Source organism: Microbacterium sp. (genome assembly GCF_052099035.1).
Lineage (GTDB): Bacteria > Actinomycetota > Actinomycetes > Actinomycetales > Microbacteriaceae > Microbacterium.
In genome coordinates, this window is the sequence record NZ_JBQDSX010000146.1 from 1 (window position 1) to 2,867 (window position 2,867).

Consider the following 2,867-nt stretch of genomic DNA (forward strand, 5'->3'; position numbering starts at 1 on the left):
GCAGCGAGGAAGGCATCGACTTCACCGACATCTACTTCCTCACCGTCACCTACCATGCCGTGCGAGCGTCGAACCTGATCGCCATCGAACGCGGTACGACTTTCGCAGGCTTCGAAACTTCCACCTACGCCGATGGCTCGTACTTCGACAAGTACACCGAGCGTGACTGGCAGCCCGCCACCGACCGCGTTCGCATCCTCTTCGCAGAGGCAGGTGTCGCGATCCCCACCCGCGGCGACTGGGCGCAGCTGCGGGAATCTGTGCGGCAGCACGGCATCTACAACGCGTACCTGCAGGCCGTCCCACCGACCGGATCGATCTCGTACGTGAACAACTCGACCGCGTCGATCCATCCGATCGCAGCGAAGATCGAGATCCGCAAAGAAGGCAAGCTCGGCCGCGTCTACTACCCGGCCCCGCACATGACCGACGACAACCTCGAGTTCTTCGAGGACGCGTACGAGATCGGCTACGAGAAGATCATCGACACCTACGCCGCCGCCACCCGCCACGTCGACCAGGGTTTGTCTCTCACGCTGTTCTTCCGCGACACGGCGACCACGCGCGACATCAACAGAGCCCAGATCCATGCCTGGCGTGCCGGGATCAAGACCCTTTATTACATCCGCCTGCGCCAGCCCGCGCTCGAAGGCACCGAGATTGAAGGCTGCGTCTCCTGCGCGCTGTAACCCCAGAATCCGATCTTCCCGAAGGAACACCCATGACCCTCACCGATATCACCCGCCCCATCACCGAGATCTCCGTCACTCCGCCGGGCTATCGGCACGACCCGGCAGCCCGCCTGCGGCCCATCAACTGGAACCGCGTCGGAGACGACAAAGACCTCGAAGTTTGGAACCGCCTCACTGCGAACTTCTGGCTGCCGGAGAAGGTGCCGCTCTCCAACGATCTCTCCGCCTGGCAGAAACTCACCCAGGAGGAACGCACGCTGACCATGCGCGTGTTCACCGGGCTCACCATGCTTGACACCGTGCAGGCCACAGTCGGCGAGATCTGCCAGATCCAGGATGCCCGCACCGAACACGAAGAGGCCGTGTACACAAATATCGCGTTCATGCAGTCCGTGCACGCCCGCTCCTACTCGTCTGTGTTTTCCACGCTCACCTCGACCCCCGAAATCGACGACGCCTACCGGTGGGCCGTCGCGAACGACCTTCTTCAGGAGCGGTGTAAGAGGGTGCTCGCGCACTACTACGGGGATGATCCGCTCAAGCGGAAGGTCTCCTCGACGCTGCTGTCCTCGCTGCTGCTGTACGCGGGGTTCTACCTGCCACTGCACTTCTCCGTGCACGCCACGCTCACTAACACTGCCGACATGATCCGGCTCATCCTCCGCGACAAGGCCGTGCACGGCTACTACTCCGGATACAAATACCAGCGCGGCCTCGAAACCCACACCCTCGCCGAACAAGAGCACATGCGCGAGTTCACCTATGCGCTCCTCGAAGAGCTCTACGAACTCGAACTGGCCTACTCCGGTGAGCTCTACGAGCCGCTCGGACTCATGGACGACGTCGCCGTGTTCGTCCGCTACAACGCGAACAAAGCCCTCATGAACCTCGGCTACCCCGCCCGCTTCACCCCAGAAGAGACCGAAGTGAACCCGGAAATCCTCGCGGCTCTCGCACCCGGCGCGGACGAAAACCATGACTTCTTCTCTGGATCTGGGTCCAGCTACATCATCGGCAAAGCCGTAGATACCAGTGACGATGACTGGGACTTCTGAGCCTTTGCCCCGTCCCCACGAAGGGGCCTGGCTCGAAACTATCGCCTTGTTTCATGCTGTACGAGAAGGCAACCAGCCCGCTGCGCTGCGGTTACTCGGAACCAGTTCGAACCGAGATGCCGTTATCGGTGGGCTCCTTTCGATGCTTGGCATGTTTCTCCGCGCGGAGAGTCCACACAAGCTTGATCAGTTCATCGCCGCGTCGCACCGTGCCGGCCCACCGCCGGCGTTTGGGGCCCGACCTTTTCTCCCGCCCATCGAGCACTGATATCACTTCGAAGAAAGAGAACACCGCCAATGACAAAGAACATCAGCGTAATCATCGGGAGCCTTCGCCGGGGCTCTTACGCGCGCAAGATCGCCCACAACGCCATCGACTTCGGGGCTTGACCCTTGATCTTGGACACGCTGATTCCAGCAGGCTGCTGGGGAAGCGAGAATTCAAGTCATGGCAAGAAAGAACTACACGGACGAGTTTCGTCGGCGGGCGGTGGACTTGTTTGAGTCGTCGCCGGGCGCGACGCTAAAGGGCATCGCTGCCGATCTCGGGGTCTCGCGGGGTGCGTTGAAGGAGTGGGTCGACAAGCTTGGCTCTGGGGCGACGACGCGGGGCATGGCGGAGGCCTCTGCGATGATCGGGCGGCACGAGTCGCAGGCGGCGCGGATCGTGCGCCTTGAGGCCGAGAACGCTGCGCTGACGGTCGAGGCCCGCAAGCTCGAGACGGAGAGGGACATCCTCCGTCAAGCGGCGAAGTATTTCGCCGGGGAGACGAACTGGTGAACCGCTTCCAGTTCGTTGAAGACCACAAGGACGCCTATGGCGTGAAGCGGTTGTGTGAGGTTATCGAGGTCGCCAGGTCATCGTTCTACGCATGGCTCACAGCCGGGCCGGGGCGCTCCGCGAGAGCGTCCGCGGACGAGGTGCTGGCGGAGCGGATTCGGGTTCTGCAGGACCCGGAGCAAGGAGGGGACCGCGCCTACGGGGCGCCCAGAGTCACCGCTGACCTCAACGACGGCGCAGCACCTGAGGCGCGGGTGAACCACAAGCGAGTCGCGAGGGTGATGTGACTCGCCCCGGCGTGTCCGGAGACAGGATTCCTTGGAAGGATCTGTCTCATGG

General features: G+C 62.3%; 3 protein-coding genes and 1 pseudogene. All 4 read left to right on the top strand.

All coding sequences use genetic code 11. The annotated features are described in order from the left end of the window. A pseudogene (locus ACTIAO_RS17555) lies at window positions 1-689 on the top strand (class 1b ribonucleoside-diphosphate reductase subunit alpha); the annotation flags it as partial. Between the two features lie 32 nt (window positions 690-721). Continuing rightward, on the top strand, window positions 722-1,747 hold the full coding sequence (nrdF, locus tag ACTIAO_RS17560) for a class 1b ribonucleoside-diphosphate reductase subunit beta (protein ID WP_441907341.1): 1,026 nt from the start codon (window positions 722-724) through the stop codon (window positions 1,745-1,747). 448 nt (window positions 1,748-2,195) lie between these two features. Beyond that, window positions 2,196-2,528: a transposase gene (locus ACTIAO_RS17565; protein ID WP_441907342.1), complete on the top strand. Its 333-nt coding sequence runs from the start codon at window positions 2,196-2,198 to the stop codon at window positions 2,526-2,528. Continuing rightward, window positions 2,525-2,815, top strand: coding sequence for an IS3 family transposase (locus ACTIAO_RS17570; RefSeq protein WP_441907343.1), 291 nt, complete (start codon window positions 2,525-2,527; stop codon window positions 2,813-2,815). The genes ACTIAO_RS17565 and ACTIAO_RS17570 overlap by 4 nt, the downstream gene beginning before the upstream one ends. The last annotated feature ends 52 nt before the right edge of the window (window positions 2,816-2,867 follow it).